Annotated in this window: 13 protein-coding genes; 8 read left to right on the top strand and 5 right to left on the bottom strand. The window is 46.8% G+C overall.

The genetic code is table 11. From position 1 onward, the window contains the following. The 5 genes from GXO76_10060 to GXO76_10040 form a co-directional block, all read right to left on the bottom strand. The coding region (locus tag GXO76_10060) for a hypothetical protein (GenBank protein ID NOY78197.1) at positions 1-2,406 on the bottom strand (2,406 nt) is incomplete at its 3' end. A 21-nt stretch (positions 2,407-2,427) separates the two neighbouring features. Next, positions 2,428-3,903 (bottom strand): hypothetical protein, encoded by a 1,476-nt coding sequence (locus tag GXO76_10055; protein ID NOY78196.1) that lies wholly within the window; start codon positions 3,901-3,903, stop codon positions 2,428-2,430. A 133-nt stretch (positions 3,904-4,036) separates the two neighbouring features. Beyond that, positions 4,037-4,804 (bottom strand): slipin family protein, encoded by a 768-nt coding sequence (locus GXO76_10050; GenBank protein NOY78195.1) that lies wholly within the window; start codon positions 4,802-4,804, stop codon positions 4,037-4,039. A gap of 21 nt (positions 4,805-4,825) precedes the next feature. Further along, positions 4,826-6,145: a nodulation protein NfeD gene (locus tag GXO76_10045; protein ID NOY78194.1), complete on the bottom strand. Its 1,320-nt coding sequence runs from the start codon at positions 6,143-6,145 to the stop codon at positions 4,826-4,828. Between the two features lie 30 nt (positions 6,146-6,175). After that, a complete protein-coding gene (locus tag GXO76_10040) occupies positions 6,176-6,403 on the bottom strand; it encodes a DUF2905 domain-containing protein (protein NOY78193.1) in 228 nt (75 codons plus the stop codon). 770 nt (positions 6,404-7,173) lie between these two features. Here GXO76_10040 and GXO76_10035 point away from each other — a divergent pair. The 8 genes from GXO76_10035 to GXO76_10000 all read left to right on the top strand — a co-directional run. Further along, a complete protein-coding gene (locus tag GXO76_10035) occupies positions 7,174-10,320 on the top strand; it encodes a TonB-dependent receptor plug domain-containing protein (GenBank protein NOY78192.1) in 3,147 nt (1,048 codons plus the stop codon). Positions 10,321-10,413: 93 nt separating this feature from the next. Further along, complete coding sequence (locus GXO76_10030; protein NOY78191.1) at positions 10,414-12,453, top strand: fibronectin; 2,040 nt, start codon at positions 10,414-10,416, stop codon at positions 12,451-12,453. A gap of 98 nt (positions 12,454-12,551) precedes the next feature. After that, entirely contained in the window at positions 12,552-13,565 is a 1,014-nt protein-coding gene (locus GXO76_10025) for a PorV/PorQ family protein (protein ID NOY78190.1), read from the top strand. A gap of 181 nt (positions 13,566-13,746) precedes the next feature. Further along, complete coding sequence (locus tag GXO76_10020; protein ID NOY78189.1) at positions 13,747-16,788, top strand: TonB-dependent receptor; 3,042 nt, start codon at positions 13,747-13,749, stop codon at positions 16,786-16,788. Between the two features lie 20 nt (positions 16,789-16,808). After that, positions 16,809-18,971: a fibronectin gene (locus GXO76_10015; protein ID NOY78188.1), complete on the top strand. Its 2,163-nt coding sequence runs from the start codon at positions 16,809-16,811 to the stop codon at positions 18,969-18,971. Positions 18,972-19,050: 79 nt separating this feature from the next. Beyond that, positions 19,051-20,274 carry a hypothetical protein gene (locus GXO76_10010; protein ID NOY78187.1) on the top strand — a complete coding sequence of 408 codons (1,224 nt, stop codon included), beginning with the start codon at positions 19,051-19,053 and terminating at the stop codon, positions 20,272-20,274. Between the two features lie 161 nt (positions 20,275-20,435). Continuing rightward, positions 20,436-21,743: a T9SS type A sorting domain-containing protein gene (locus GXO76_10005; GenBank protein NOY78186.1), complete on the top strand. Its 1,308-nt coding sequence runs from the start codon at positions 20,436-20,438 to the stop codon at positions 21,741-21,743. A gap of 124 nt (positions 21,744-21,867) precedes the next feature. Further along, positions 21,868-24,514: family 10 glycosylhydrolase (locus tag GXO76_10000; GenBank protein ID NOY78185.1), on the top strand; the 2,647-nt coding region annotated here is incomplete at its 3' end.

Here is a 24,514-nt window from a genome sequence, read left to right as displayed (position 1 = left end):
ATGCAGCAAATTAGCTGTTTGCCACGGGCCGGAATAGGGTTTCACGGCGTAACGGAAGGTCAATTTGCGCCGGCATTGGGCGTCCGGCGTAAACAGCCTGGGGCCTGCGTCATTATTACGCGTAAGCAAATCGTTACGGGACAACCACTCTACCGACCGAAAAAGCGTAAGGGCCAGTGTGATCCCGTTTTTCTCCGGAATGGCTTCGTACTCGGGGAGTCCCTGATTAAAAACGGCCAGCCCGGAATCAGGCGATTCAACAGCCACAAAATTTCGCTGATTCTGCGTCGGCACCGGTTTTTGAACCCAGTCATCCCCGTTGGGCAAATGGATGGACCGGCGAATCACATCAAAATGGACATCAACTACGACCTCTTCTGCCTGGATTCCGGTGGGAAACCGCACCCGCACGCGATGATCCTTTGCCTGATTCCGGAGGGTGGTTTCAATCTTGACGAGATCGGAATCCCGCTCGATTGAAAAAATGGTTTGAACCGGAAGGCTCACCACTTCCTTGCTGCGGGTCTGTCGATCGCTCTCAATCCGTGCAGGTACCGTGAAATCGAAATTCACTTGGATTCGGGCGGCAAGCGGGGAATTCTCCAGAATTTTAATGGTTCCGTTTGAAGATGACACCCACCGGCTATCCGGATTGGCGGAGGGCGAAAAATCGTACTCATCGCCCACATCTTCTTGATCTTCCAGCAGATTGAGCCCGTTCCAGCTTCGATTGGAGGGCTTGTGAAGCAGATCGAATGTGCCGTTGGGATGAACGGTGACTCGAATAAACTCATTTTCCATTGTGTTGCCGGATGCCAGTTTACTTTCAGGGAGTGTTTGCGCTTCCCCTGTTTTCAGGCATACAGCCTGAAAACCAAGGGCCGGCAGGTCAAGCGTCATTTGCAGCGCAGCCAGATTCGCCGCGGGTTTTTCAGAATCTTCCACAAGAAAATCTTTAAAACTATCCAACAGACCGAAAACAAAGGTCTCTTGCGCTGCAAAGGTTCGGATCCGCGAGAGAAAATCGATGCTGTGGGGGCCGGCGCCTTTGATCCGTTTGCGCCAGAACTCAATTGTTGGAATTTCTTCACCCGAAGGACTCACCAGCTTAAGGGGCTTCCCGTCAAATTCGGGCGGAAGTTCAACAATTTTTTTAACGGTTACCCTTCGGGGCCAGGGGAGTGTGTTGGCAACAAGAAGCGTCCGCGAGGGGGAGTGCTGGCCTAAAGGAAGAGTCTCGGCAGCCTTACTCATTCCTTCGAACAGGAGCCATTCGCCTATTTCAAGAGCCTGATCGAAACGAGGTTCCATTTCTTTGTGAACCAAATCAACGCTGCATCCGCAAATGCTGTCGTGAGGGTGATTCAGTAAAACCAGCTTCCAGGCCTGATCCAGAAAGGCGCCCGGATAGTCGATTCCAAAAAAGGTGCTTAGCAGCACCGAAAGGGGCTCCACCTCGTTTTCGAGAAGGGTTTGGGCCCGGTGGTTTGCCTGTTTCAGGTAGATTCGTGTGGAGAGAACCCCGGACAGCAGAAACTGAGTTTTTCCGCCGCGGAACTCACCTTGATAGCGAGGCAGATCCTTTACGGATTTTTTCAGATCCTGAATGTACTTTTCCAAATGTGAGTGTTCAATTGAAACAGTCGGAAGCTGCTTTTGAACCCTTTCAATAATCTCGGGGATTTCAGGCTGGGCATACAGGTGGTCGCAGCCATTGTTAAACAGGACTTCCGTTGTGTGAGAGCGGGCTTCAGCAACTTCCAGCGTTTTTTGGAGCCGCTGCACGGCCAGGTCCGTTGAGGGATTTCCCGGAAACTCAGGCATCCAGATCTCGGGGTAGCCCCAGCTTCCGCCGTGGCAATATCCCTCGTATTGGTGAATGGCCAGCACCCGGCTTCCATCGGGTGTCTCCCAGTAAAATTCTGTTCCCAACCGGTCTGCTTCATTCCCGATTCCCCGCGTGAAAATAAAATTGTCGATGTTAAAGCCGTTCAGGATTTGGGGAAGCTGGTTAATGTGTCCGAAGGGGTCGGGAACGTAACCCACTTGCATGGAATGTCCGAATTCCCCGGAGATTCTATGTCCCCTGAGCAGATTCCTGACCAGCGATTCACCGCTCACCAGAAATTCATCCGGAAGCACGTACCAGGGGCCTGCGAAAAGACGCCTGTTTTCAATGGCCCTTTGCAGTCGTTTGCGGTTGCCGGGGCGAATCTCCAGATAATCTTCAAGCACCACGGTTTGACCATCCATGACGAAATACTTAAACGAAGGTTTTTTCTCCAGAAGGTCCAGAAGGGAATCCATCATTTGAACCAGTCGGTGCCGGTATTTTTGGAAGGGTAAATACCACTCGCGGTCCCAATGGGTATGCGAAACGACGTGAACATGAAATGGTTTAGGCATGGTCAATCCTCAATCTGAGCGTCAGAAAACTCTTCCGGTTCGAAAGGTATCCCGGAATTCCTTGATGGATTGTTCAGAATCCATGGCAATTACAGGTACCCGAAGTTGTTCGCAGACCACCCGAATTTCATCGGCATTTCGTTTCATTACCACTGAAACAAAGGGGGATCCCAGGGTCTGAATCAACAAATACGGACGAACGCCCAGATCAATGGCCAGACGCGGCCACGGGGTTCCCCATTGAATATTCTGGCGTATTTCGGAGGTAATTTCCCGCGACCAGCCTTCCCCAATTTGCATGATGTAGCGGCTGCCGGGCAGTTTGGCAAGGGTTGCAACGGTTGCTTCGCCGGTCAGCACCTCAAATCCGGGGGTAATACCCCACCCGGATCCGCAATCTTTTTGGAGCGAAATATTAGAGAAAATGGAGGATCCCTCTGCAAGGCCGGTAGCGTAATAGGCCGGAGCGCCCCAGGGGCTGGAAATCAGGAAGGAGTGTGTATCGGCAAGATGCACACTTCCGCAAAACGCCGGAATCGGGAACGCAATGCGAGAGAGCAGGGCAGATGTGAAAAGAAGGGTCTCGTCCACTTCTCCGATAATCGGAAAATACTTTAGGGGTATGCGGCCTGGGTTTAGATAGGGAAAAAACGTGGAGAGAAAACCAAGATTGGCACCGATCTCTTTTAAATATTTCTGTGCGGAGGTGTCGAAGCCCACCGTATTAATACTCGGGATTCCGGATGAAAGCACCCATTGTTCAAAGGCCAGCACGAATTTTATCTGATGCCGCACATCCTTCGGAGAAACCTTATGGAGATCGGTGAGCGCCAGACCGTTTTTGTGCAGATAATCCAGAGAATAATCGACCTGTTCTTCCGGGATCGTTTCGATCCGTTTTAGAATGTCCTGAACAGTGGCAATGCTTACGAGGGCTTCCAGATTGTGGGTAAGGAATTCATATTCAATTTCTGAATAGTTTTCCACCTTTTCTGAGAAAATAACAAAAGTGCCCTTTCTTAGATTGTAAAGAGCGGACATGCCCCGAATCCAGCGCAAAAGGTACCGGCCGATTCCCCAGAAGCGATGAGAACTAATGGCCTGAGGTTGCCTGAGATTTTCCCAGATGAGCTGCCCGCCCCGAATAAGCCCAAGGGCCGATTTAAGAGAGGGGTGAGGGGTGCCGTAAAGTGCAAAAGGGGTAGGCATGGTGAGCATGGCCTTAAGAAAGAGTTTGGCAGGTGGAATATCGTACATTTCCACCAACACAGCCTCCACTTTTTCCTGTTCAAACTGCTGAAAAAGGCTGGCCAGTTGGGATTCGTTTTGAATCCCCTTTGGGAACCACTGGGTTGAATGAACGGCAACCACCTGATTTTCCTTTAAGAAACCGGCCAATTCCACAGTTGCCTCTTTTGCATGTTTTGCGTATCTGTCCAGCGAGGCATTTTGTGGCATATGGAATGTCAGAATCCCGATCTTTGGATGCAGAGTCATTTTCTTATGGATTCTCCACGCTTACCCGTCTGTAGATTTTGTGCGGCGTGTTTTCCGAACTGAGCGGCCATAAAACACCAAAAGTTCCGGGAAGTCACGCCTGGGTTCTCTTTTTTCTTCAAAGGTTCTTTTTTTATTCAGATTGTTTCTTTGCCGGTGGAAATTTTTCGGAAAACGCATTCATCATTTCAATGGGAATTGGAAAAACAATGGTCGAATTGTTTTCAGATGCAATTTCCGTCAGCGTTTGCAAATAGCGCAATTGCAGGGCAATTCCGTGGACAGCCATGACTTTTGCGGCTTCGGCCAATTGACGGGATGCCTGATATTCGCCTTCTGCGTGAATAATTTTGGCGCGTCGTTCTCGTTCCGCCTCTGCCTGCCGGGCCATTGCTCGCTGCATGTCCTGCGGAAGGTCCACATACTTGATCTCCACCAGCGAAACCTTGATGCCCCATGGATCCGTGTGGGTGTCGATAATTTCCTGCAAACTGGCATTAATTTTATCCCGCGCGGACAAGAGTTCGTCCAGTTCTGCCTGGCCGATAACATTTCGCAAGGTGGTTTGTGCCAATTGAGAGGTAGCATACAGGAAATCCTGTACTTCTACAATGGCCCTCATGGGATCCATGACGCGGAAATAAAGGACCGCATTAACCTTCACAGAGACATTGTCTTTAGTAATCACATCCTGAGGCGGGACGTCAAAAGTAACCACACGCAGACTCACCTTCACCATTTTGTCCACAATGGGAATCAGCAAAATCAGCCCTGGGCCTTTAACCCCGATAGCACGTCCCAGTCTGAAGATAACGCCTCTTTCGTATTCTTTAAGAATACGAATGGCGCTTGCCAGAATGAAAAGAATAATCAAAACAGCTAAAACAGTTCCAGAGTACATAGTTCCTCCTCGTTGGGTTAGTTATTCTTTGTGTTTAACATGCAACGTCAAATGATTCACTTTATCTACTTTTACGGTGGATCCCTTTTTAATGGGTTGATCGCTAACGGCCTTCCAGATTTCGCCATGCACCTTCACCTTTCCGGGTTGTTTGCCAAGGGGGGTCAGGGCTTCTCCTGTTTCGCCGATCAGGCCCTCCGTTCCGGTGATGGATCGTTTTGTTTGGGCTTTTAAACCCGCCCCAACAGCGAAGATGAAAAAAAGAGCCGTTACAAGTACGGCAGGCACAATCACTCCCAGAGAAACCTTTAAAAAGGGATAGGGCGATTGGAATAACATCAGTGAGCCTAAGGTCATGGAAATAATTCCTCCGATGGTAAGTAATCCATAGCTGGTTATCTTAATTTCAAGGACGAAAAGCACAACGCCAAAAAGAATCAGTGAAAGACCGGCATAATTAATGGGAAGAGTCTGCATGGCGAAAAATGCCAGAATGAGGAAAATAACTCCGGCTACCCCCGGCAGAATGGACCCGGGATTGGAAAGTTCGAAAATTAAGCCATAGAGCCCCAGCAGAAGGAAAATATAGGCAATATTGGGGTCAGAGAGTTTATCCAGAATGCGGTAGCGCCAGTTCATTTCTTCCCGAATAATTGGCGCTTTTCGGGTCCGCAGAACGGTGGAGTGGTCATCCAAATCGACCTTTTTACCGTCAACAAGTGCCAGCAGGGAATCCAGAGTCGGGGCAATGTAATCGATCACGTGGAGAGCAAGCGCCTCCTTTTCCGTAATGGAAACGCTTTTTCGGACCGCTTCTTCGGCCCACTTGGCATTCCGGTGCCGTTTTTCTGCCAGCGATTTGATGGAGGCCACGGCGTCATTGGTTACTTTTTCCATCATTGTGGATTTGCCGCTGGTATCGGCCGGGGCACCCGGTGTGCCTCCTCCGATGGTAACCGGGTGGGCCGCGCCAATATTTGTACTGGGGGCCATCGCGGCAATGTGAGCGGCATACGTAATGAAAACCCCGGCAGATGCGGCCCGGGCACCCTGGGGATAAACATAAACAAGTATCGGAATTTTGCTGCTTAAGAAGGCTTGGGTAATCTGGCGCATGGATGTCATCAGACCACCGGGGGTGTCCAGTTCCAAAACCAAACATTGGGCCTTTGCATCTTCCGCCTTTTCAATCGATTCCACAATGTATTTTGCTGAGACGGGATTGATCACCCCTTTTACCTGAATGACGTAAACAGGGGGTTCAGCGGCAAACAGATGCAGGGTCGTCAATGAGAAGAAACAAAAAAGAAGAAAGGCAAAGAGGGATTTTGTCTTTTTCATGAATGGCTCCGTTCGTTCTGAACAGCAAACTTATTTTTTCGAAATGAAATACAAAATAAGGCTGATAAGAATGCTAATAAGAATACTGGTTGTAATTGGAAAATAAAACGTGAAGTTTTTGCGCTGAATAAAAATATCTCCCGGAAGGCGTCCCAGAAAAGAAATCTTTCCCAGGCCGGTTAAAAGTAAACCGGCAAAAGCCAGCACAATTCCAAGAATAATGAGAATTTTCCCGAAATCCTGAAGCAGGTGGTTCATTTTTTCCTCCCAGAAAATTTCACTAAATTATAAACAAAATCCACCAAACAATCAAGTAAAATCGCTTATTCTCTAACAATTTTACGATCCATTTTCTTCTTCGTTTCACGCAGCTTCCCGCATGTCTGCGTTCGATTCTTAAATGCCGGCCGTCTGATGATGCGCCGTTTGGACGGGTTCCATGTTTAAAATATTTTTAAGGCCGGTTTTTGCCGTAAAAAAGTTTTAAAAATTTTAGGGCAAAAAGCAAACAATTGCATAATGCATTATATATGCAATTCATGCAATTATTTTCCTTTTTTCAAAAAAGGTCTTGATTTAAATGTCAAAATTTTGTAAAATATGCTAACAAAATTTTAATATATTGCTTAAGTTTTATGCCATCTATCTGTAGTTTAATTCAACAGATGAACCGTTACGTACACAATATGATACCCGGGGCATCGGATTCCGCCGATCGGCTGCCAAAGGGGACAAAGGATCAAATAAGGGCAAAGCTGAAATGACTGCTTTTATGAGATTATGGATCACGTGTGTATGTTGCGGTTTACTTATTTTGTAAAAGATGATTTTTTAAATGTAATCCGATTAATAATAAAAATGGTCACATTTTCTCTCCAAACGACTAAGGATAACAAAAGTCCAGTCAGATCACCTCACTCAGAGAGTCAATTTTATGGAATGAGGTAACCTTTTGGGCGTTTTTTCTTTAATTGCAAAGATTTAAATCTATTTTGAAAGTCTATTCTTACAGAAAAAGGAGTACTTCAATGATGAAGAAAATTTTGCTTGCAATTGTTAGCCTAACCCTTCTTGCAAACGTTCTTTTTGCAGGAACAACCGGAAAGATTGCGGGGAAGGTTAAGGATGCAAAAAGCGGCCAGGCCCTGCCTGGTGTCAATGTGATTATTGAAGGGACAAGAATGGGAGCAGCCACAAACAAGGATGGCTACTATTTCATATTAAATGTGCCTCCCGGCACGTATACGCTCAAATTCTCAATGATTGGTTATTCGACCTATGTTGTAAAGGATGTTCGCGTCAAAATCGATTTGACCACCACTGAAAATGCGGAGCTGGAACCCGTTGTTTTGGCTGGAAAAGAGGTGGTAGTTGTTGCAAAACGGTCTCCGGTGCAAAAAGATGTGGCCGCCAGTGAAAAAAACATTACCTCGGCTCAAATCCAAGTGCTGCCGGTGAGCAGTGTCAGCGATTTGGTAGGATATCAGGCGGGTGTAACATCGAATATGGGGATTCGTGGTGCGGGAGCAGACCAGACCCTTTTTATGGTAGACGGCGTATCATTGAGAGATGAACGAACCAATGAACCGATTTCACTGGTCCCGTTAAGTGCCGTTCAGGCGGTTTCGGTCCAAACCGGTGGATTCAGTGCTGAATACAACAATGTGCGGTCTGGTGTGGTCAATTTAGTAACCAAAGAAGGCAGTCGGAAACAATACACGGGTACATTTACCTACAAGGTTCGTCCGCCCGCCCCCAAACATTTTGGAATATCCCCGTACGATCCGAAATCGTTTTGGCTGCGCCCGTATATGGACCCCGAGGTCTGCTGGAACGGGACGGAAAACAGCGATTGGGATAAATATACACAACGGCAATATCCTGTATTTGAAGGCTGGAATGCCATTTCCGAAAGACTTCTGAAGGATGATGATCCCACAAATGATTTAACCCCCGCCGCACTTCAACGCCTTTATGAATGGCAGCATCGCAAGCAGGGAGACATTAAAAAATCGGATTATAATATTGATGCGGGCTTTGGTGGTCCTGTTCCTTTTATCGGCCACAAGTTGGGCGATCTGCGCTTTTACACCTCATACCGGCGCGAACGGGATATGTATTTAATGGAGCTCAGCCGGGATGCTTTTATAAACCACAGTTTAATGACCAAAATTACATCCGATATTACGCCATCGATGAAATTATCAATTTTGGGTATTTATGGTGAAACCTTTGCAACCAACGCCTCTCGTTCAGGGGGGTCCTCATATTTCAGAACGACCTCCGGCGTGGCCAGCATTGTGAATCGCAGGGGCTTTACGGTTCCCTGGCGAATTTATACGGATATTTATTATTCACCGACGGCAAGGTACTATGGTGCATTTTCAGCAAAACTGACCCAGGTTATTAATCCAACCACATTTTACGAGGTTCAGATTGAACAGGTTCACAAAAAATACTTTACCTCGCCCGGAGCCCTGCGGGATACCACTAAAAAATATGAAATATTTCCCGGCTATTTTGTAGATGAGGCCCCTGTTGGATACTGGCCGGAGCCTTCTTACGGCATTGGCAAGCAAATTGCCCTGGGGGGTGCCGTCAGTACCTCCAGAGATTACAGCCAGATTACCACAACATCAGGGCGTGCCGATATCACCAGTCAGGTGAATGAGAACAATCAGGTCAAAACCGGATTCAGTGTGGTTTATGATCAATTTAGGATGTCTTTTGGCATGGTGAATAAATTTCTTCCGGAAGGCAATACGTGGACAAAAATTGACAGGAATCCCATCCGCGGAAACTTTTATATTCAGGATAAATTGGAATATCAGGGATTTATTTCAACCTTGGGTTTAGTGGCGGAATTTACAAATCCCAATGGAAATTGGTATAATGTGGGGCCATACGATCGGGCCTTTTTCTCGGAAAGTTATAAACCCAGCGAGGAATCAAAATTTCTGACCAAAAAAATGAAGACGCGGGTTACGGTGAGTCCGAGAATTGCAATTTCACACCCGATTACGGTAAATTCGAAACTTTATTTTAATTACGGGCATTATCGGCAGATCCCCACCTCCGAACGATTGTATCGGGTTCAGCGCGACCTTCGTGAGAAGCTGAGTTATATTGGCGATCCAACCATTCCGTTGGCCAAGACGGTAGCCTACGAGTTGGGTTACGATCAGGCCATTTCAAACAATTACTTATTTCACCTGGCCGCCTATTACAAGGATGTTTCAGATGAAGAATTCTGGGTTCGCTATATCAGTTTCGATGGGAAGGTGAATTATCGGAAAATTACCAGTAATGCTTATGAAGATATCCGCGGGTTTGAGGCGGATCTCACCAAAATGACCGGCCGGTGGTTTACCGGAAATATCAATTATGAATATCGGGTTGGAACCTCCGGATATTTTGGTTCGGCCCGGTATTATGAAAATCCGGCCGAACAGCGTCAGTACCTGCGGCGAAATCCTGTTCAATATAAGCCGCGTCCAACGCCCCGGATAAAAACCTATCTGGATTTTCACACCCCGATGGATTTTGGAAGGAAGATTCTGGGCCAGCGTCCTCTTGCAGGCTGGAACTTCAATATCATTGCGCGGTGGACAGCGGGAAGCTGGTTCAGCTGGAATCCAAATAATGTGCCTGGAATTGAATACAATGTTCAATGGAAAAGTTATCGGAATGTGGATCTGAAACTCCAAAAGACAATTCCCTTTAAAAAATTCGATGTCCGATTCTTTATGGATATTTACAATGCATTAAATATTAAGCGATTCTCCGGATATTCCTTTTACAATATTCACGACTACAACTTCTATATGCAATCGCTTCATTTACCACAAGATATTGGGGATAAACTCGGTTATGGAAATATTCCGGGCAACGATAAACCCGGCGATTTCAGGGATGATGGTGTGGATTATCAGCCTATGGAGTGGACGCCCTCAATTTCTCAGGTGACCGATCCCAGTGCCCGGGCGATTTATTATGATGCAAGCACGAAAAAATACATGCAATATAAAAACGATACCTGGGTGAAAGTAGATGACAATCGGGTGAAAGAGGTGCTTGACAAAAAGGCCTATATTGATATGCCCAATCAGACCTTCTTTACGTTTTTGAATCCAAGAAGTATCTTTTTTGGTCTAACGGTTTCTTTTCACCTATAATCGAAAACTCGTAGAATTTAGACGTTTAGAAAAAGAGGATAAACTATGATGACGCGAAAATCTATTAGAACCCGAGCATTGATTGTTTTTTCAATGACGTTGCTCATGCTCTTTACCATTTTTATGGCCAACGGGCGCAGCGATCAAACAAAATGGATAGCGATCGGAATGCTGCAGGACTGGTTTTCCAGCGGAGGGTCCGAAATTGAGGTCGGGCGAACCCACCTTGTTTCTGATCAGCAGGATGGATTGCGCTGGCCCGCCCAGTTTCGCTACCAGGATTGTAAGGCAGCCAAGGCCTTATGGATTGGAGCCATAAACTATAATGACCCCCTGGTCGGCAAAACCTTTCCGGCCAAAGTCGTTCACGTGGGTCCCCGCGTGCTGGATGAGGAACATGAATTTATGCCGGTTGAATTTAAATTAGTCGGTAAATTCAATCATCCGCTTGTTTTGGTGGGCGGAATTCCCGCATCCCGAATTGATTATATGGATTTTGTGGATGAGGTTGATCCGAACCTGCCGGTGGATCGTGAACTGATTAATGTGGTCAACACATCCATTGGAATTACAATGACCCGGAAAATCTATGCAAGCAGTCAGAAATACCATGACAACTTTTTTGTTTACGATTACACATTCAAAAATACAGGAATCATCGATAAAAAAGGGCGAGTGAACCAGCAGACTTTGCACGGAGTGGTTTTCTTCTTCCAGTATCGTTACGCTCCTTCCAGAGAAGGGGGGCCGTATGGTTATTTCTTTTTACCTCAGAATACATCATGGGGCAGAAATACAATGGATCAGGTAGTGGGTGAAGACCCCTCCAAAGGCGATCCCTTTCGGGCGGAATATTCCTGGCACGGGAAACATTCCAAATGGGCCGGTCCCGGCGATGAAATAGGCGGCCCCGACTTTGTGCATGACGGCCATTTAAGCGCCCAGCAATTTCTGGGGGTGGTTGTTATTCATGCCGATAAATCGGCTACCGATAAATCGGATGATCCGTATCAGCCCACAACAACCTGGTATATTGATTCTGATGCCGCCATCAATTCCGGAAACGACCAGTTTAATGAAGGCCAGATGGCCTCGGAATATGCGGCCATGACAAAGGGACATCCCCCCATGTCCCAGGCGGATGCTATTGGCGATGGCAATGCCGATGAATTTGGTGCAACCGGCGGCGGGTATTCACAAAGTCAGGGATTTGGTCCCTACACACTGGCTCCCGGCGACAGCATCCACATTGTGCTGGCCGAAGGGGTAGCCGGATTGAATCGGGATTCTTGCTTTACAATAGGAAGCCGGTGGCTTAACAAAAAGGCACCCTTTAAAATGCCCAATGGAACGGTTCTCACAGACCCGAACGATTTCAATAAGTATAAAGATGCCTGGGTGATGACAGGAAAGGATTCTATTTTTCAAACCTTTGAACGGGCCATTAAGACGTACAAATCCAATTTTAATATTTCTCAGCCGCCGCCTCCTCCAAAACTTTTCAATGTACTGCCGGGCGGGAACAGAATTACCTTGAAATGGGCGGACAATGCTGAATCCTGGCCGAATTTTTCCGGATATCGGATTTACAGAGCCATGTTCCAACCGGATACATTTTACCAGAAAATTTATGAATGCGGCGGAAATTCGGGAAATCCGATTACCCATGAATTCCTGGATACCACCGCGGTTCGCGGCTTCGATTATTATTACTACATCACCTCGTTTGATGACGGAACCACAAATGATGTACAGCCCGGCGTTCCCATGGAAAGCAGCCGGTTTTACACGATGACGAACGAACCGGCTCATCTGGTTCGGGCTCCCGGTGCAAGCATGGCCGATATTCGGGTGGTCCCGAATCCCTATAATATCCGGGCACGCGACATTCAATACGGTATCAGCGGTGCTGACCGCATAATGTTTCTGAATTTGCCTCCCATTTGTACCATAAAAATATTTACGGAAAGGGGAGATTTGATCAAGACAATCGAACACACCGACACCAGCGGCGATGAAGCCTGGAATTCGGTAACCTCCTCGCGACAGGTTGTGGTTAGCGGTGTTTATATTGCTGTGTTTGAAACACCGGATGGGAAAAAGGCCATTCGTAAATTTGTAATTATTCGGTAGTCAAAACAGAAATGCAGTTCGCCAGTTGCAAGAATATCGAATTTAAACACAAGAAATGATAAAGATTCCATTTGTTTGATAATTTAAGGAGAATAAAAATGAAAAAGATCTGTTTTGTTTCTTTAACGCTCCTTCTTACTTTGAGCCTCGTTCACCCGAACGTTTTTGCTCAAAAGAAACTGGCCCAGACGGGATTTCAGTATTTGAGCGTACAAACAGATGCCCGTGCCGCAGCGATGGCGGGTGCGTTTACCACCGTGGAGGGAAGCTCAGCATCTCTTTTCTACAATCCCGCGGGTCTTGCCCGCCTCAGCGGATTTATGGATGTTTCCCTGAATCAAATGAATTGGATTGCAGATATTAAATATATGTCCGGAAGTATGGCGTTAAATATTGCCCATCGGAAATACGGGGTTTTGGGCATCAGCTTTTTAACCGTAGACTACGGAAAATTCCTCTGGACCCGGGTGGCCAGTAACGATCAGGGTTTTGTGGATCTTCCTGACGGCTGGGCGCAGCCGTCGGCCTATATGGTGGGGTTGGGATACGGAAAAGAGCTGACCGACCGGTTTGCTGTGGGCGGACAGGTGAAATATGCATTCCAAAACCTGGGACAGAGCTATGTTCCTGTCTATACCGAAAATGACACAATCCTGAACAAGAAAAAGTATTCATTAAGTACCCTGGCTTTTGATTTCGGTACCCAGTATAAAACAGGCTTTAAAAGCCTGGTTTTTGGGATGTCCGTTCGCAATTTTTCAAAAGAAATAAAATATGAAAAAGAGGGCTTTCAGTTGCCATTAACCTTTAAAATGGGTATCTCGTTCAACCTGTTTGAATTTGTTCCCAACGTCATTCCCGGTTCAAATTCCCTGCTGATCACGGTTGATGCGGCTCATCCGCGTTCTTATCCCGAATATATTGAAATCGGGGGGGAATACACCTTCATGAATATGTTGATATTGCGAGCGGGCTATACGAGTAATCAGGATCTGTATGGGTTTACAACCGGTTTTGGAATCCGGAAATTTGGTTTGGCGATTGATTATTCATACACACCGTATAGCGTATTTAAAAACATCAATCGTTTTTCAATACGGTTTTCACTCTAAATGTCCAATGAGCAATGCGCGCCGTTTGCCAAATGGAAACGTGTGATACCGGGCAGAAACCATCCCGGGACCTGCAGTGCCTGTGCATTGCCTGAGATAAAGGTTATTCTAAAGAAGTACATGCTTATTCAAAATAAATAAAAGAATTCTTATTGCTTTGCAAAGCCTGGAGGCCGTTTTTATGAAAAAGACGCCCTTACTAATTTTTTTGATCATGTTATTTTCTGCAACTGCATTTGCAGGAACAACCGGTAAAATAGCCGGGTATGTAAAGGATAAATCGTCCGGAAGCCCCCTGCCGGGTGTAAATGTAATCGTGGAGGGGACGACTATTGGCGCGGCAACGAATGAAAAAGGATATTATGTCATTCTGAATGTTCCCCCGGGAATTTACACGCTTAAATTTTCAATGATTGGCTATGCCGAATACCGGATCAAAAATGTCCGTGTTGCCATTGACCTTACCACAAGTATCAACGCCAGTCTGACGCCACGGGTTATTTCCGGGAAAGAGGTAGTTGTTGTGGCCGAACGCCCGATTGTGAGAAAGGACGTTTCCGCGAGCATGATGAATATCAGTTCGAAGGTGGTATCTGATTTACCGGTAGAAACGGTGAATCAAGTACTTACACTTCAGGCCGGTATTCAACAGGGGACCCGCGGAATTATTATTCGTGGCAGCGGGCCTGAACAGACCGCCTTCATGGTGGACGGTTTGTCAATGAACGACGAGCGATCGAATTTACCCTATGCCGCCGTCAGTTTAAGCGCTGTTAAGGAAATTCAGGTTCAAACGGGGGGATTTAATGCCGAATATGGCAATGTTCGTTCGGGAATTGTGAATGTGGTTACCCGGGAGGGAAGCCGGAAACACTATAACGGCTCAGCCATTTTCCGATATAGCCCCCCGGCACCCAAGCATTTCGGTCCCTCTCTTTATGATCCCATGTCTTATTTTAATCGCCCCCATATGGATGAATCCGTATGCTGGACGGGAACCAATAACGGTGCCTGGGATGATTATACCCGCAGGCAATATCCGAATTTTGAAGGATGGAATGCGGTGTCGGATGCCACATTCCAGGATTCGGATCCCACGAATGATCTGACCCCGGCAGCCGCCAAACGGCTTTACGAATGGCAGCACCGGCGCCAGGGGGATATCAAAAAACCGGATTATGTAATTGATGTGGGTTTGGGCGGACCGGTTCCGCTCATTTCAGACCGGCTGGGAGATTTGCGCTTTTATCTGACCCATTTCCGCGAGAGGGATATGTTCATTTTTCCCCTTTCACGCGACAGCTATTCAGATAACCATACCCAAATTAAACTGACATCCGATATTACCCCTTCCATGAAACTTGTTTTTACAGGGCTTTATGGCGAAGTCTATTCCGTATCGCCCTACAACTGGAAAACAACCCCCACAGGGCATGTTTTGAGAAGTACCAGTGAGGTGGCCAATTTGCTCAATAGCAGCAGTGGTGCCAGTATGCTTTATATGCCGGGGTATTTTAGCCCGAGCGCCATTTACCGGCACGTGCTTGGCCTGAAATTTACACACATTGTTACCCCTCAAACCTATTACGAAATACGGTTGGAAACGATTTCAAACCGCTACAACACCTACAAAATGGCTGATCGGGATACGACGAAAAAATATGAAATCTTTCCCGGTTATCGTGTAGATGAAGCCCCCTACGGATATTGGGGATACTCTGTAACCGGAATTGACGGGATGATTATGGGCGGCTGGATGAATCTTGGCCGGGATAAAAGCCGAAACTCGACCACCCATTTTTCATTTGATCTGACCAGCCAGGTTGACCAGCACAATCAGGTGAAGACAGGTGTGCAGGTGGCCTATAATGATTATCGGATTCGTTCGTTTACAGATAGTCCTTCCATGAACACATGGACCCGATCGATGGTTTATAATGTTTTTCCCTATCGGGTGGGCGCTTATGCACAGGACAAATTGGAATTTCAGGGTTTCATTGCCAATGTGGGGCTGCGCCTGGATTATTCTAATCCCAACGGAAAATGGTATGAACTCAGTGATTACGATAAATATTTTAAGGCCGGATACGGATCAAATATTGAAAAGGATGTCCCGCGGAAAAAAACAAAGGCCCGGTGGACATTAAGCCCGCGGGTCGGCGTGTCGCACCCCATTACGGAAAATTCCAAACTCTATTTTAACTATGGCCATTTTACGCAGGAGCCTTTTTCATCCTATCGTTTTCGGTTGCAGAGAGAATCCAACGGACTGGTCACCTATATCGGCGATCCGAACCTGAAATTGGAAAAAACGGTGGCGTACGAACTTGGCTTTTCTCAAAATTTGTTTAATATGTTTCTCTTGAATATCGCGGCCTATTACAAGGATATCACCAATCAGCCCGGATGGATATTTTATCAGAACATCAATAATTCCGTTCAATATTACAAGGCTGCCAGCAATAATTACCAGGATATCCGGGGATTTGAGTTTACCCTTAACAAACGAATTGGCCGCTGGGTAACGGGTTTTATTAACTATACCTATGATGTCAGTTCCTCAGGCTATTTTGGTTTGTTGCGGTACTACGAGGATCCAAACAAGGAACGCGACTATTTGCGGCTGAATCCTTATCAGTCCAGGCCTCATCCCCGGCCCTATGCCCGCGCAAATATCAATATTCATTCCCCCAACAATTTTTGGAAATCCTGGATGAACTTCTACCCGCTGGGTGGATGGAATCTGAATTTTCTGGCGGACTGGAAGGCGGGACGCTATGCGACCTACAATCCCAACAGTCTGCCGGGTGTTTTGGACAATGTGCGCTGGAAGAACTGGTATAATCTAAATATGCGGGTTTCCAAAATATTCAACGTTCGGAGATACAATATACAACTTTATATGGATGTTTCAAACCTGCTGAATACAAAATACATGAGCTCTGCCGCCTTTTCAGACAATTATGATTATCTGGATTATATGGCTTCGCTGCATTTTTCGTGGGAAACGGGCGTGGAACATGGAAATGACAAAATCGGAGATTATCGGCCGGAGGGTGTGGCCTATGATCCGATGGAGCCCAATCCCAATAATGATCCGGCCATTAAGGCCCGAAATGATAAACGGAGAAAAAATAAATCCTATATCGATATGCCCAATTTTAAAGCATTAACCTTTTTAAATCCAAGAGATTTTACATTCGGTATTAAAATTGATTTCTAAAAATTAATGGTGGTACATTTATGAAAAATGAAAAACACATAAACAGGTCTTTCATTGCTCTCCTTGCCCTCGCAGGTTTGCTCTTTTTCTGGCAAGTGAATGTGGCCCATTCTCAGGTTGAAGGTACTGAGAAGCGATATGTGCGGATTGGTTCGCTGCAAAGTCTTTTTTCGGCCTACGGATCGGAAAGGGCCTGGAACAATAAATATTATGAGGGAATGGTCTGGCCGGCCGATTATCCCTATCAGGATAACGCAGTCATTAAAAGAACCTGGTTTGCCTGTAAAAATTTTACAGATGACAAGGGGCGGAAGTTTGAATTCTACGGAGTCTATTTTGCAACCGATTATGTGGGAGAATCTCTGTTTCCTATCGAACTGAAGGAAACGGCTAAATTCGAACCCCCAACCGTTTTTGTGGATGGGTACAACATTACGGCTCCTTATGCCGGAGATGTAGATGAAATCGATCCCGATCAAATCCCGGACCGTATCATTACGAATGTGGTCAATACCAGCATGGGGTTGACCATGACCCGGCGGATCCTGGTCTTCAGCCAACAATATCATGATAATTACTTTATCAAGGAATATACATTCACCAATACAGGGAATACCGATTACGACGATGATATTGAGTTGACCGATTCGCTGAAAGGGGTGCGCATCAGTTGGGGAGTTCGGTATAGTGCCTGCCGCGAGGGCGGGTTTGCCAGTGGCGGTTCGCAATTATGGGGAAAACATTTCCTCCCAACCAAGCGCGGCGAGGACTATCCGCAGCATGCCAACGATCCGATTACGGAGGCCAATCCCATTGTTGATTGGATTCGGTGCGGATTTGGCTGGGCGGGACAAAATTCCAAAAATACCTACGATAATATTGGCGGTCCCTATCTGCAAAAAGACGGCCGGTTGACGTCGCCTCAACATGTGGGTGTTGCTATTCTTCATGTGGATAAAAGCCCTAAAGACAAAAGCGACGATGTGAATGAACCCACGGTTTTGGGATGGCATGCGGGTGATACCTATCCGAGAATCGGAAGCCCCAACTCCCCGAATTATGCCGGTTTGCGGTCGTTATACAGTATGTTAAGCGGAATCCCCTACAAGGGACTGGGCGGAACAGACCGGTTTGATGAAGATCGTCTGAAGACTCCTCTTACCGATCCCTTTACGGTTCATAATGATGCGGGCGGGACGAATATATGGATTGCCTATGGCCCGTTTGATTTGGCGCACGGTGAGAGTATCACAATTATCGAGGCAGAGGGGGTTAACGGCATTAATCGGCAATTGTGCGAAAAGATCGGACGCCGATGGAAAAAAGCCCATGACGATCCATCTGATAATGGACCGTTTGTCCTTCCCGACGGCAAAACGACTACGGATGAAGACAAATACAAGGATGAATGGATTTACACGGGAAAAGATTCCATTATGCTCACCTTTGGCCGGGCTTTGCGAAATTATCGACTTCATTATAAAATTCCCGAACCCCCGTTGCCGCCCCCCTTATTTGAAGTCAAATCGGGCGGGGACCGAATCACCCTGAAATGGAAAGCCAGTCCGTCAGAAGCTGATCCGGGGTTTATGGGATATAAAATTTACCGGGCGGTAGGTAAACCGGACACAACCTATAGTCTGATTCACACGGCTCAAAAGGGGGAGTATCGATTTGATGATCTGACGGCTCAGCGGGGTTTTTCATACTATTACTACATCGTTGCCTATAATGACGGGAGCAACAATACAAGCGGTGCCGCGAATCCAACGGGGGAATTGCACAGCAACCGGTTTTATACCCGTACGACACAACCCGCTTATTTGCGCAGACAAGCCGGGCATAGTCTGAAAGATATCCGCGTGGTTCCGAATCCATTTAATGTGCGGATGCGGGATTTGCAGTTTCCCGGTGAACCGGATAAAATCATGTTTTTGAATATTCCCGGGCATTGCACCATTAAAATCTACACAGAGCGGGGGGATCTCATTCAAACCATCCAGCATGAAGACGGAAGCGGAGATGAAGTTTGGAATTCTGTCACATCTTCGCGCCAGGTGGTTGTTAGTGGAGTATATATTGCCCATTTTCTGGTAACGGAAGATTACCGCGATCCGGAAACCAATCAGCTTCTGTACCGAAAAGGGGAAGAAGCATTCAGAAAGTTTGTTATTATTCGGTAGTACAATCAAAGAGAAAAACGAATACTTTGGACAGACGATTTTATTTTAGTTCCATTTGATTCTTTAAAGGAGAAAAAAGATGAAAACACTTGCAAAAACATTGAGTCTGTTACTGCTAATTGTTTTGGCGGCTGTGATTTTTGGCAGTTGCAAGAATAATTATCCCAGCAGTATTTATGATCCAAATGCAAAGTATAAACCGGATCCGGTCATTACGGATGTGAATCCCAAATTCGGTCTGGCCGGTATTGATACGATCACCATTACCGGAAAGAATTTCTCTGCCAATCCTGAAGAAGATAACGTCTTTTTCAATGGGGAAAAGGCGGAGATTATTTCCGCATCCGAGACAGCTCTCACGGTCAAGGCGCCCAACGTCCCATCGGATTCGGTTCAAATTAAGGTTAATGTGAAAGGTGCACTGCTTTTCGGGCAGTATGCCTACATTAAACTGGAATATGCGTCGGTTGAATACGGCGGATTTGACAATTATGATAATGCGTCCGGGCTGGCATGTGATCTGGATGAAAACATCTATGTGGTCTTAACAACCAGGAAAATTATAAAAGTAACACCGGAAGGTGAAAAAATTGATTACGGGACAGCGTCGTTTATCAAAGCAACCGGGATGAAAATGGGCCCAGGCGGCTATCTGTATATGCTTCGCGGAAATCGAACCATTTATCGCGTTCCTCCCGGCGGCGGGCATGATCAGAAATTTGTCCCGAACGTGGGCGGCCGGATTTATGATCTGGATTTTGATCAGAATGGCATACTTTACGTGGCCGGGAAGGCCGATTCTATTATCAGTGTGGACCCGAACGGCGTGTTTTTTGGGGCGGCACCGTATGTGGATTATTTCTTGTGGGGCGTTCGCGTGTACGATGGCTACGTTTATGTAGTGGGTATGTACAACGGAAGCGACACGACTATTCCAAAGGTCGGGATTTGGCGGAATAAGATTTTGTCCAATGACGGAAAACTGGGTGCCAGTGAATTGGTTTTTGATTGGGCTTCGTTTGTGGGACAAAGCGATGCACTCCCGCTGTCCATCACCTTTTCGGAAAAGGGAGAATTATTTATCGGACGCAGTGAGGGGGATGCAATCACGATTTATTCACTTAGCAGCGGATCGACCCATCCACTCTATCCGGGTGTCATTTATCCTCCAACCAATTACATGGTTTGGGGCAATTCGAATTACCTGTATGTTAATCGCCATAATGAACATGACGTAGGCAAACGGCGCATTATGCGGTATACCATGAAAGAAAATGGCGCCCCATATTATGGAAGAAAATAAACTAAAATAGCCTTTTCATCAAAAAAAATCAAGTACAGTTAAGATAAAAAGGAGGTGATAACAGAGACGGGCAAAATAAGAAAAAAGGGAGGTGGTAAGGAAAAAAGGTTGTAATTTTGGTTGATGGAAGAATTAAGTGAATTAATTAAAAGGAGGTAGTAATGAAGAAGTTTTTATTGGCTTTATTAGCTGTCGTTCTGTTTTCGAGCGTGGCGATGGCCCAGGTTTGGACCTTTCAGTCCAATTTTGCCGAACATCGCGGCCCTCATGGTGTTGTGGTTACCCCTGACGGGAAAATTTGGGTGGGCTATTATTATTATTCGGATACGCTCTACACCGCAAATGGCGATACCATTCCTGTGAAACCACTGTGGGTGTATAATTCCGATGGAACCCTGGACAAGAAGATCACCTTCTTGACCTATCAGGGTGTTACAGATACCATTACAAATTCCTGCCGCGGGTTATCCCTCGACAATAATGGAAACGTGATGTTTACAAACTGGTTTGTCTTATGGCGCATTGATTACAAAACGGGTGATGTCCTCGGCAAATGGGTCGATCCCGATTCTTCTTCGCTGACGGAAGCGGCCGTTGACGAAAATGGTTTTACGTATATAACAAATGTGGTTCAAAAGGGCCGTCCGATTTATGTTTTGGATGAAGATTTTGAATTATACAGCTATGTTCAGGATTCCAGTTTTTCCATTTCCCGAAGCATTGTTGTGACGCCTGACGGAAAAGATGTTTATTTAGGCCGTATTTACGGCGGTTCTGCCGGAAACGGATTTGTGGATTATCACAGCGATGATGGCCCCGACGGAACCTATGCTCCCGTCGATACCCTTCACAAAAATATCTGGGCGCAGTGCATGGACTGGGATCGCAATGGTCTGTTGTGGGTCGGTTCCTACTGGGATATTGGCCCCAATGATTTAGGCGGATGGTACGGTTTGGATCCCACTCAGTCTTTTGGTATTGTGGATACGGTTGGCCACAATATGAATTCTTCCTGGGTTGGTCCTCCATTACCCGGAACCTATTATTCTCCGCGTGGCGCGGCCTGGAGTCTTGACGGTCACACGATGTACACCGCTGACTTTGACGGTGGCTGGATTTCAATATGGACAAATCCGAATCCCAAAAAGCCGGGAAGCCCGATTATTCCGGTTTCTGTTGAAGAATTCAAGACCGAAGGTGTTCCGTCCAGCTTCGTGCTGTATCAGAACTACCCGAACCCCTTCAACCCGACAACTGTGATTCCTTTCTCCCTGCAGAAGAGAGGCCATGTTGATCTGAGCGTGTTCGATGTGAATGGCCGCCTGGTAGCGAAACTTTTCAATCAGGAAATGAGTGCCGGACAGTACCAGGCCAAATTCGACGGCAGTCGATTGGCTTCCGGCGTTTACTACTATCGCTTACTGGTTGATGGCAAAGTGTTTACAAAGAAAATGATGCTGGTGAAATAATTACCCGGTCATTTTATTCTGGTGTGAAAAGGCCGATGGACTCCATCCATCGGCCTTATTTGTATTCTGTGAATCCAAAGAAAAGAGGGCTTTTGTGAAAAAATTTGTAGCGATTGCTTTGATTATGTTCGTTGCACACAGTCTGCTGGCTGGGAACAGAAACGACGAGTTTCGGGCAACATGGGTCATTACCTGGAATCTTATTGATTCAGACCTGAGTACCTGGCAAAATGAGGTTCTGGACCGCACAATTATTGAAAATCATGCTAAGGCAAATATGAATGCCGTGCTGTGGCAGGTGCGTCAGGGAGGAACTGCTTATTATAATTCTTCCTATGAGCCATGGGGTTATTATACTGGTTATCACAATCCGGGTTATGATCCCCTGGCTTATGCCATTCGCGAAGCACACAAACGCGGAATGGAAGTTCACGCCTGGTTTAATACATTTGATGCCTCCAGTACCCACGCCGGTGCTCCTTCCCGTGAGCATCCGGAATGGGTGTGCCGGGACCGGGATGGAAATCCCATGACCTCACATCGATCCCTATCTCCGGGGCTTCCGGAGGTGCGGGCTTATCTGGTAAAAGTGGCCATGGAAATTGTGCGAAAATACGATATCGATGGAATTCATCTGGATTATGTGCGCTGGAATGAGTATACAAACGGCCTGCAGTCTCAGAAATTTGCCAAGATGTTCAGCGAAAACCGCATGCTGGATGGAATGATTACCCCGGCACAAATTGAGGAGCTTAACAGCAATCAGGCAGGCCGCTATCTTTATGATGTGGAACATCCCTACAGCGCGGGTGTACCGTCCGGATTCGATAGTTGGGAGGATTGGTGGCGGTGGTCGGTGACCGAATTTGTCCGAACCCTTCACGATTCCATTCAGGCCGTCAAACCCTGGGTTAGGCTTTCAGCCGCTGTTTTGGGAAAATACAACTGGGGCGGTTGGCAGGCCTACGGTACGGTGTATCAGGATGCCGCCCTCTGGTTCAATAAAGGCTATGTTGATCAACTGGCTCCCATGCATTACCACTGGACAACACCCGAAGGTTTTTACGGCATGCTGGTGGGCGATTGCCCGAATTGCTGGTCTCAATATATTCAACCGGGTATTCGGGCCGGCCGGCTTTATACGGTGGGGCCGGGATCCTATATATTGGCAGAAAATAATGCGTGGAACCGTCATCCGGCCATTGTTGAAAAAGTCCGCACTATTCCCTGGGTGGATGGGTTCCAATTCTTCAGTTACGGCACCTGGAGAGATTATAACTATTGGGATGACGCACGCAAGTTATTCTTCCAGAACAAAACCAAGGTTCGTGCAACAGCGCTAATTGACAGCATCCCGCCGGATCCTCCAACCATAACATTGGCAAAAATTGACTCGATGAATTACCGAATTACCGTCTACCCGCCCGCCTCAATTACGACCAATCAACGGTTTGCGGTTTACCGTTCGGAAGACGATGTTCTGGATGTTACCCGTGATCCGATTGTCGGACTTCGGTTTGGAATGGATACGGTTTCTGTGACGGACCACATAACAGGTTTGCAGGATTTTAACGGCCGGTACCGTTATTTTGCTACCACACTGGACCGCTACTGGAATGAATCAACAACGTCTAATTCTGAATTGTCCGATGCCGTACCCTCGTTTCCACCGCGGGTTGTTTCCACTGTGCCTGCAGAAGGGGATTCCGTCCCCATTACCCAGGTCATCCAACTTTCTTTTTCGAAAACGATCGACACCCTTTCGTTTCGACAGGGAATTCAACTCACCCCATCCGCAGGAGAATTAACCCTTCAGTGGTCGACCGATCGGAAACAGGTTACACTTTCTCCCAAAAATTTCTTTCAAATGGGGACCCGGTACACACTTGTCGTTACACCAGCTGTAACCGACATCAATGGAAAATCCATTGATGGAAATGGAGACGGGCAGCCCGGTGATGCCTTTGAGCTGCATTTTAAAACATTCAGCAAGGATATCTACCCGCCTCAAATTGTCGGTTCCTTTCCGACAAAATCTCCCTACCAGACGCAGGTGGATGTCGAAACGCCATTGACCGTTGTTTTTAATGAATTGATTGATCCGAAAACGGTTTCGGACACAACGGTCTTTTTGTACGAATCGGGACAGACGAGCGTACCCATCGATTACCAGTTAACTGCAACTCAAGGGCAATCCGTTTTAAGCATCAAATCCTATGATGCGCTTCTTCCGAAGACTGTTTACACGATTCTGGTAACTACAGGTATTACCGACACAAGCGGAAATCACCTGGAAAAGAGGCTTGTAATCAATTTTAGGACGGCGGATTACCACTATTACCAGATGGAATCGATCGATGATTTTACGAATCCGGGAGATTGGAAACAGCCGGGATACAGCGGTTCTACCGTGGGCATTAATGTGCCGGAGTGCGAATTTGGCTTTACCCGAAAGGTTTATTTACCGGCCTCCGCCACACGTCCCGTTCAACGGCGGGCGGCCTTTCTTAAATATGCCTGGGATACAACGCAATCGGAGCACCTGATTCGTGAATATTTGGCAGGTGGTGCCCCGCGCAGTGTGGTTTTCGACACGTCTTTTGTGCTTCAGGTTTACCTGTACGGCGATGGCAGCGGCAATAAATTCCGATTTTGCCTGGATGAAGGGAATGAATCGTCCTGGCCTGGACATGAGGTTTCCGAGTGGATAACGATCGACTGGGTTGGGTGGCGTCTGGTCCAGTGGAAACTCAGCGATCCGAACACGGTGG

The sequence above is a fragment of the Calditrichota bacterium genome, assembly GCA_013151735.1.
Taxonomy (GTDB): Bacteria; Zhuqueibacterota; JdFR-76; order JdFR-76; family BMS3Abin05; genus BMS3Abin05.
Note: the sequence above shows the minus strand (reverse complement) of the source record. Positions and strands in the feature narration are given on the sequence as shown.

Coding starts and splice junctions, on each gene's coding strand:
- GXO76_10055 (NOY78196.1), bottom strand. CDS start 3,903: ATGACTCTGCATCCAAAGATCGGGATTCTGACATTCCATATGCCACAA.
- GXO76_10050 (NOY78195.1), bottom strand. CDS start 4,804: ATGTACTCTGGAACTGTTTTAGCTGTTTTGATTATTCTTTTCATTCTG.
- GXO76_10045 (NOY78194.1), bottom strand. CDS start 6,145: ATGAAAAAGACAAAATCCCTCTTTGCCTTTCTTCTTTTTTGTTTCTTC.
- GXO76_10040 (NOY78193.1), bottom strand. CDS start 6,403: ATGAACCACCTGCTTCAGGATTTCGGGAAAATTCTCATTATTCTTGGA.
- GXO76_10035 (NOY78192.1), top strand. CDS start 7,174: ATGATGAAGAAAATTTTGCTTGCAATTGTTAGCCTAACCCTTCTTGCA.
- GXO76_10030 (NOY78191.1), top strand. CDS start 10,414: ATGACGTTGCTCATGCTCTTTACCATTTTTATGGCCAACGGGCGCAGC.
- GXO76_10025 (NOY78190.1), top strand. CDS start 12,552: ATGAAAAAGATCTGTTTTGTTTCTTTAACGCTCCTTCTTACTTTGAGC.
- GXO76_10020 (NOY78189.1), top strand. CDS start 13,747: ATGAAAAAGACGCCCTTACTAATTTTTTTGATCATGTTATTTTCTGCA.
- GXO76_10015 (NOY78188.1), top strand. CDS start 16,809: ATGAAAAATGAAAAACACATAAACAGGTCTTTCATTGCTCTCCTTGCC.
- GXO76_10010 (NOY78187.1), top strand. CDS start 19,051: ATGAAAACACTTGCAAAAACATTGAGTCTGTTACTGCTAATTGTTTTG.
- GXO76_10005 (NOY78186.1), top strand. CDS start 20,436: ATGAAGAAGTTTTTATTGGCTTTATTAGCTGTCGTTCTGTTTTCGAGC.